Raw genomic sequence first — 7291 nt, 5'->3', positions numbered from 1 at the left:
CCGGCAGCCGATCGACGCGGGCGTCGATGCCCGCCGCCGCGCGTTCGCCCTCCGGCCCGGCGAGCAGGTACGTGAGCAGGTGCCGCGTCTCGGCCCGCGGCATGACGGTGGACCCCACCGGCTGCCAGAACCTGCGCAGGGCGAACCGCGTCAGCCGCTGCGCGCGCCGCGACCGCTCCAGCCGGGCCCGCGCCTGGCTCACGTAGAACGCGACGTGCCGGGTCTCCTGACGCATGATGCGCCGGAGAAGCTCGGTCAGCACGGGATGGCGCAGCCGCTCGACGAGCCGGGCGTACGCGGTGTGGGTGGACCACTCGTTGATCGCGCCCCAGGTCATGTGGACCGCGATGAAGTCCTCGCCGATCGCCTGCGCCAGCAGCGCCTGCCGGATCGGCGCGACGCGGTCCCGCCATCCCAGGGCGCGGCGGACCGCGCGGATGTGCTCGTCGCCGCCGGTGACGCCGTGGGCGGCGAGTACGGCCGCGAGCGCCTCGCCGTGCCAGTACTCCTCGTAGTTCCACATGGTGAGGAACGCGGTGATCTCCGGATCGGCGTGCGACGGCGTGACGAGCAGGTCGCGCAGGTAGCAGACGGTGTGGTTCTCCACGTCGGTCATGTAGCGCAGGCATCGCAGCCCGGCGGGGCTGAGCGGCCGGGTGCCGAACGCGGCGAAGTCCAGGTCGTCGAGCGGCACGGGCGCGGCCGACCTCGTGTAGTCCTCGATGCGGAACGTCATATGAGACATTCGGAGCACCGCGCCGCGCGGATTGCCCGCGCGGCGTCCCGATCGCGCCCGGCGGCTTCATCGGGGTCGGGCTGCCCGTAACCCACCGTGATGCACGTTTTGGTCATATGTCGCTGATCAGCTATAACATGCCTTCCAGGCCGTGACACCCCACCCTCAGCTTCACCCTCCGTGATCACCCTCCCCCGGGAAGTCGAAATGCATCAGGATCCCCGCCACAGGTATGTCACCTTCGAGGTCGATCTCGAACGCGAAGAGGCCCGCCGCCGCGCCGAGGTCGTCGCGGCGCTCGGCCCGCACTGGGACCCGGCCGCCGCGCTGCGAGACGAAGAGGCAGCGCACGACCTGCTCTACTCCGGTCTCGACGCGCGGCAGCAGGAGATCTACGACCGGCTGGTGTCGGCCGGCGTACTGCCACGACGGGAGCCGGGCCGTGCTGCCGATTGACCCCGGCGCCGACATCGGCCGCCGCGCCTGGATCCCCTGCCCGCGGTGCCGCGACCACGAGGGCTGCGACACCTGCGGCACCGGCCGGACCTGCACCGCCCACTGGCGCTACCTGCTCGCCAACCGGGGGCGCGTCCTGTACCTGCAGTGCCCGTCCTGCACCCATCTGTGGGAGCACGAGACACCCGCCGGCGGCGACGCCGCGTAGGGCGGGAACCGGTCGTCCGGCGCGATGACATCGCGCCGAACACGAGGATTACTCATGTCCTCATGCGGTCAAAGGGCTGTTCCTGACTCCTCGATTGCCTCAATGTGATCAGCGCGATCAGACGCGATTGAGGTGGGTCGGATGAGGCGTGTCCTGGCCGTCGTGTTCGCCGTCGTCCTCGTGGTGACGCTCTCCACCGGATCGGGCGGCGCCGCCGCGTTCCCGGCCGGGCCGCCGAACGATCCCGACTACGCGCCCGCCGAGCAGGGCAGTGCCCTCACCTGCCTGACCACGGGAGCGCCAGGGGCCGAGCAGCACAACCTCTACTCGTTCATACCGCGCTGCACGCCCACGGCGAAGGACCCCGAGGGCGCGTCGGGCATGTCGGTCGACGCGGCCTGGCGGGACTACACCACCGGGTCGCCCGACACGGTGATCGCCTACGTCGAGGCCGGGATCAACTGGCACGGCTCGGACGTCGCCGACCTGGCGAACAAGGTCTACCTCAACACCGGTGAGCTGCCCAAGCCGCAGGGCTCCTCGTCCTACGACCGCGACGGCGACGGCGCGGTCACCGCCGCCGACTACAAGGACGACGACCGCGTCCACGACGCCAACGGAAACGGGGTCATCGACCCCGAGGACCTGATCGTCGCCTTCTCCGACGGCAAGGACGACGACGGCAACGGCTTCACCGACGACATCTCCGGCTGGGACTTCTACGACGACCAGAACGACCCGGCCACCTCCGACGGCACGTACGGCCACGCCAACGACCAGCTCAGGAAGGCCGGCGCGCAGACCGACAACGGCACGCTCGGCGCGGGGATCTGCCCGAAGTGCCGGCTGATGCCGATCCGGGCCGGCCAGGAGGCGCTCGACCGCACCGACGACCTCGCCGCGGCGTGGCTGTACGCGGGGCGCGCGGGCGCCAAGGTCATCGTGAGCACCACCGCGGATCTCGGCTACTCCTCCGCCATGCGCCGCGCCGTGGACAAGCTCTGGAACGACGGCGTGGTCATGGTCGAGTCCAGCAACGACTTCGACTCGACCGACCACCAGGGCGGCATGTTCTGGCCGCACGTCATCCCCGGCAACGGGCTGGTGCCCAACACCGCCGGCGTCTCGGGTCCGCTCGCCAACGCGCTGACCACGACGTACCGCGAACGCTCCAACCTGACCTCCTTCGGCGCGCACGCGATGTTCTCGGTGGCCACCATGGGCGGCTCGACGTCGGAGTCGACGCCGACGACCGGCGGGCTGTTCGGCCTGCTGCTGTCGTACGGCGCGCAGGCGGCGCAGGAGAAGAAGATCGCCTGGCCGCTGAGCAACGGCGAGGCCGTCCAGGTGATGCGGGCGACCGCGAGCGACATCGCCGACACGAGCCTCGGCTGGCCGGGCCGGCCCGGCTGGGACAGCCAGTACGGGTACGGCCGGCCGAACGTCCACGCCGCCATGGCCGCGGTGGCGAAGGGCGACATCCCCCCGGTCGCCTCGATCGAGAGCCCGGACTGGTACTCCCTCTATGACCCGGAGACGACGGCGTCCGTGCCGGTCACCGGGCACGTGGAGGCGCGGCGGGCGTCGAGCTTCCGGTACGAACTGCAGTTCGCGCCCGGCCTCGACCCGGCCGAGGGCGACTTCACCGAGGCCGGATCGGGCGACGGCAGCGGTGTCTACGACGGCAGGGTCGGCACTCTGGACCTCGCCGGGTTGCCCCAGTCGTTCTGGACGAAGGCCTACACGATGTCCGACGACAAGGCGCTGTCGGCCACCGAGCAGTACACGGTCACCCTCCGCCTGCGCGTCTGGGACGACCAGGGCCGGGTGGGCGAGGAGCGACGTACGATCGCGGTCCACCACGACGCGACCCTGCGGGCGGGCTTCCCGCAGAGGTTCGGCATCGGCGGGGAGAGCCAGCCGGCGCTGGCGGACCTCCAGGGCACCGGCCACCAGGCGATCGTGTTCGGCGACGCCGACGGCCGGGTGCACGCGATCGACGGCGTGAGCGGCAAGGAGCTGCCCGGCTGGCCCGCCACCACCGACGCGAGCCCCGCGCGGATCCCCGGCTTCGACCCCGGCCACGAGCCGATCATCGCGCCGGTCGCGGTCGGCGACCTGTTCCACGACGGACGGCAGGAGGTCGTGGCGACCAGCACCACGGGCCGTACGTACGCCTTCGACTCCTCCGGAAAGACGCTGCCCGGCTGGCCGAAGACGCTCGACACGGGCGTGAGCAAGCCGGCGATCCCCCGCCCCTCGCTGCCGTACACCCGGTTGCCGCACCAGGGCGCGACGGCCTCGCCCGTACTCGTCGACCTCGACGGCAAGCCCGGTCTGGAGATCGTGCAGGCGGGCTGGGACGGGCACGTCCACGCCTGGCACGCGGACGGCGGCGCGGTGCCCGGCTGGCCGGTGAAGGTCGCCGACCCGCCGAAGCCGGCCTCCGGCGTCGCCATCGACGACGCGAAGCTCGACGCCACCCCGGCCGTGGCCGACCTCGACGGCGATCACAAACCGGAGATCGTGGTGCGCTCGCAGCACTCCGAGAGCCCCGGCGCGGGCATCCAGCCGCTCGGCGCGAACTACGTGTACGCCTACCACGCCGACGGGTCGGCGGTCGGCGGCTGGCCGGTACGGCTGCCGTCGATCATCACCTACTACGGCAGTGCCCAGGAGTTCATCACCGAGGCGGCGGGCAGCCCCGCCGTGGCCGACGTCGACGGCGACGGCAAGGACGAGGTGGCGACCGGGCCGTCGTTCGCGGCCACCTTCCTCATCGGCGGGGACGGCAAGGTACGGAACGCGTACGGCCCGCTGAACAACCCGGCGCTCGGCCTGCTGAACGGCGACGAGAGCGTGATCCGCGCGCTGCTGGGCGGCAAGCTGCCCGCCGACGTGCCCGCCTCGTTCACCACGACCGGCACGTTCGGACGCTTCGGGACCGCCGGCCGGCTGGGGTACGCCGAGTCGGGATCGGGCGCGGTGTCGCTGATCGCGGCGCTGCTGTACCCGGGCAGCGGCAGCCCGATCGGCAACTTCGAACGCGGCTACGACGCGGTCACCGGGCTACCGGTCTCCGGCTTCCCGCACGAACGGGAGGGACTGGACTTCCTGGGCGCACCGCTGATCACCGACGTCACCGGCGATGGGAAGGCCGAGGTCGTCGACGGCGGAGACACCTCCACCGTGCACGCCTTCACCCCCTCCGGACAGGCCGCGGGCTTCCCCAAGTTCACCGGCGGCTGGACCCTGTTCTCGCCGGTCGCGGGCGACCTGGACGGAGACGGGAAGACCGACCTGGTCACCACGACCCGCGAGGGCTACCTGTTCGCCTGGAAGACCGACGGCAAGCCGGACGCCGAGTCGTGGGCCTACCACCACGACGAGTGGCGCACCGGCCGGTACGGCACGGACACCCGCCCGCCGGGCCTGCTGAAGGACCTCCAGCGCAGCGGCGCGACGGTCACCTTCACCGCCCCGGGCGACGACGGGTACACGGGCCGCGCGACGTCCTACCGCGTCACCGCCGACGGCACCACGACGACGGTCCCGGCGACCGTGGACGCGGGCGGCACGCAGAGCGTGACCGTCCCGGCCGACGCGCAGAAGGTCACCATTCAGGCCGTGGACGACGCGGGCAACCTGAGCCTCCCGGCGAGCCCCTGACGGTGAGCCGTCGCGTGCCCGGGCACCCGGCGGTCCCATCACGGGAGGTGCCCGGCCGGGGACCTCTCAGCGCTCCGGTGCGGGGGTGGCGGCGAGGACGTCCGCCAGGGCCGGGTGCACGCGGCCGGGGGCGATCGTGGTGATCGTGTAGGTGGCGACCCCGGCCACGACGAACGGGTCCTCGGCGGTCAGCCGTTCGGCGGTCCCCCGGTCGACGCCCGCCGCGACGATGGCGCCTCCCTCGGACGGAGGGACGGTCTGGCCCGAGACCAGGAAGGTGCCGTCGTGGTGATGCCGTTCGAGGAAGGCGACGTGCGCCGCGACGTACGGCCCGGCCTCTCGCTCCGATCCGGTGTAGCGCAGCGACAACAGGTGCAGCATCACGCGGTGACCTTAGCGCGGGGCGCGCGTCCGCACCTCCCCTCGTCCCGCCGTTCCTGCCGGCGGATATCCTCGATAGTTAGGTACGGAAACTAACGTTGGACCAGTGCAGGAGGGCCGGTGCCGGAACTCGCCCACCGTCGGCGAACGCTCGTCCTGGCGATCTGTTGTATGAGCCTGTTCATCGTCGGGCTCGACAGCACGATCGTCAACGTCGCCCTTCCCTCGCTCCAGCACGATCTCCACGCGCCCGTCAACGGCCTGCAGTGGACGATCGACGCCTACACGCTGGTGCTGGCGAGTCTCCTGATGCTGTCCGGTTCCACCGGCGACCGGATCGGCCGCAGGCGCACGTTCCAGACCGGCCTCGTCGTGTTCGTCGTGGGCTCGGCGCTCTGCGGCACGGCGCCGAGCCTGGGCTGGCTCGTGGCCTTCCGCGTGTTGCAGGCCGTCGGCGGGTCGATGCTCAACCCGATCGCCATGTCGATCATCACCAACACGTTCACCGAGCCGCGCGAGCGCGCCCGTGCCATCGGCATCTGGGGCGGCGTGAGCGGCGTGAGCATGGCGCTGGGCCCGATCGTCGGCGGTGCTCTCATCGACTCGGTCGGGTGGCGATCGATCTTCTGGATCAACGTGCCGGTCGGGCTGGCCGCTCTCGTGCTGACCGCCCTCTTCGTGCCGGAGTCCAAGGCGCCCCGGGCGCGCCGGCCCGACCCGGTCGGACAACTGCTCGTCATCGTCATGCTCTCGGCGCTGACCTACGCGATCATCGAGGGGCCGGGCGCCGGCTGGAGCTCGGGGAAGATCCTCGGCTTCTTCGGGCTCTCCGCGGCGGCGCTCGCCGCGCTGCTCGTGTACGAGCCCCGCCGCGCCGACCCGCTGATCGAGCTGCGGTTCTTCCGCAGCGCGCCGTTCTCCGGCGCGACGGTGATCGCGGTCAGCGCGTTCGCGGGGCTGGGCGGCTTCCTGTTCCTCAACACCCTCTACCTGCAGGACGTGCGCGGCCTGTCGCCGTTGCTCGCCGGCCTGTACGTCCTGCCCATCGCGGCGATGACGATGGTGCTCGCTCCTCTGTCCGGCCGGCTCGTCGGCAGCCGGGGACCGCGTCCCTCACTGCTCGTCGCGGGGGTCTGCCTGGCCGCCGGGGGCGTCCTGCTCTCCGGCCTGACCACCGATACGCCCACCGGCCTGCTGATCACCGCGTACTTCGTCTTCGGCGCCGGGATGGCGATGGTCAACGCCCCGATCACCAACACGGCGATGGCCGGGATGCCCCGCGACCAGGCCGGCGTCGCCGCCGCGACGGCCTCCACGAGCCGCCAGGTCGGTCAGTCTCTCGGCGTCGCCCTCGCCGGTTCGCTGGTGAGTTCCGGGATCCACGGATCGTTCCGGGCGGGCTTCGCCTCGGCGAGTCACGCCGGCTGGTGGCTCGTGACGGCGTACGGCCTCGTCGTCCTCGTACTCGGCATGGTCACGACCGGACGCTGGGCCCGCGCCACCGCGGCACGTGCCGCCGAGCGGTTCGCCACCGACGACGTGGCACAGGTCGCCGCGGGACCGCTCGCCCGGCGGTGACGGTGCACTCTCACGCCGGACCGGTGAGGGCGTCCTCCTCGGCCGGCGTCGCCGCTCTCTCACCGGCCGCGGGACGGCGGCCGATGGCGAGCGCGAGCAGCGCGGCGGCCACGCACAGGGCCGCGGTGGCCCAGAAGATGTCGGCGTACTCCGTGTGCAGGGCCGCCTTGACCGCGGCCAGGTACGCGGCGAGACGGCGGGCGAACTCCGCCCGGCTCATCCCGATCGGCAGCGGCGTCGTCAGACGCGCGGTCAGCGTCTGG

General features: G+C 72.1%; 6 protein-coding genes and 1 pseudogene. 4 read left to right on the top strand and 3 right to left on the bottom strand.

The window, feature by feature from the left end; translation table 11 throughout:
- Positions 1-736: hypothetical protein (locus ACFFNX_RS36535; RefSeq protein WP_378210554.1), on the bottom strand; the 736-nt coding region annotated here is incomplete at its 3' end.
- 207 nt (positions 737-943) lie between these two features.
- Between ACFFNX_RS36535 and ACFFNX_RS36530 the strand changes: the two genes are divergently transcribed.
- The 3 genes from ACFFNX_RS36530 to ACFFNX_RS36520 all read left to right on the top strand — a co-directional run bounded on the left by ACFFNX_RS36530 (position 944) and on the right by ACFFNX_RS36520 (position 5069).
- Positions 944-1192, top strand: coding sequence for a DUF6400 family protein (locus ACFFNX_RS36530; protein ID WP_378210553.1), 249 nt, complete (start codon positions 944-946; stop codon positions 1190-1192).
- Positions 1179-1400: a hypothetical protein gene (locus tag ACFFNX_RS36525; protein ID WP_378210552.1), complete on the top strand. Its 222-nt coding sequence runs from the start codon at positions 1179-1181 to the stop codon at positions 1398-1400. Before ACFFNX_RS36530 ends, ACFFNX_RS36525 begins: the two co-directional genes overlap by 14 nt.
- A gap of 141 nt (positions 1401-1541) precedes the next feature.
- A complete protein-coding gene (locus tag ACFFNX_RS36520) occupies positions 1542-5069 on the top strand; it encodes an FG-GAP-like repeat-containing protein (protein ID WP_378210551.1) in 3528 nt (1175 codons plus the stop codon).
- Positions 5070-5135: 66 nt separating this feature from the next.
- On the opposite strand, the gene ACFFNX_RS36515 is transcribed toward ACFFNX_RS36520, so the two are convergent.
- Positions 5136-5450, bottom strand: coding sequence for a YciI family protein (locus ACFFNX_RS36515; protein ID WP_378210555.1), 315 nt, complete (start codon positions 5448-5450; stop codon positions 5136-5138).
- 120 nt (positions 5451-5570) lie between these two features.
- On the opposite strand from ACFFNX_RS36515, the gene ACFFNX_RS36510 reads away from it, so the two are divergent.
- Positions 5571-7028, top strand: coding sequence for an MFS transporter (locus tag ACFFNX_RS36510; RefSeq protein ID WP_378210550.1), 1458 nt, complete (start codon positions 5571-5573; stop codon positions 7026-7028).
- Positions 7029-7038: 10 nt separating this feature from the next.
- Here ACFFNX_RS36510 and ACFFNX_RS36505 read toward each other — a convergent pair.
- Positions 7039-7291: pseudogene (locus ACFFNX_RS36505) on the bottom strand (MFS transporter); the annotation flags it as partial.

Origin of the sequence: Actinoallomurus acaciae (assembly GCF_042429965.1) — a bacterium.
GTDB classification, from domain to species: Bacteria; Actinomycetota; Actinomycetes; order Streptosporangiales; family Streptosporangiaceae; genus Actinoallomurus; species Actinoallomurus acaciae.
The sequence above is the reverse complement of the archived record's forward strand: the minus strand, read 5'-3'. Positions and strand labels throughout refer to the sequence as shown.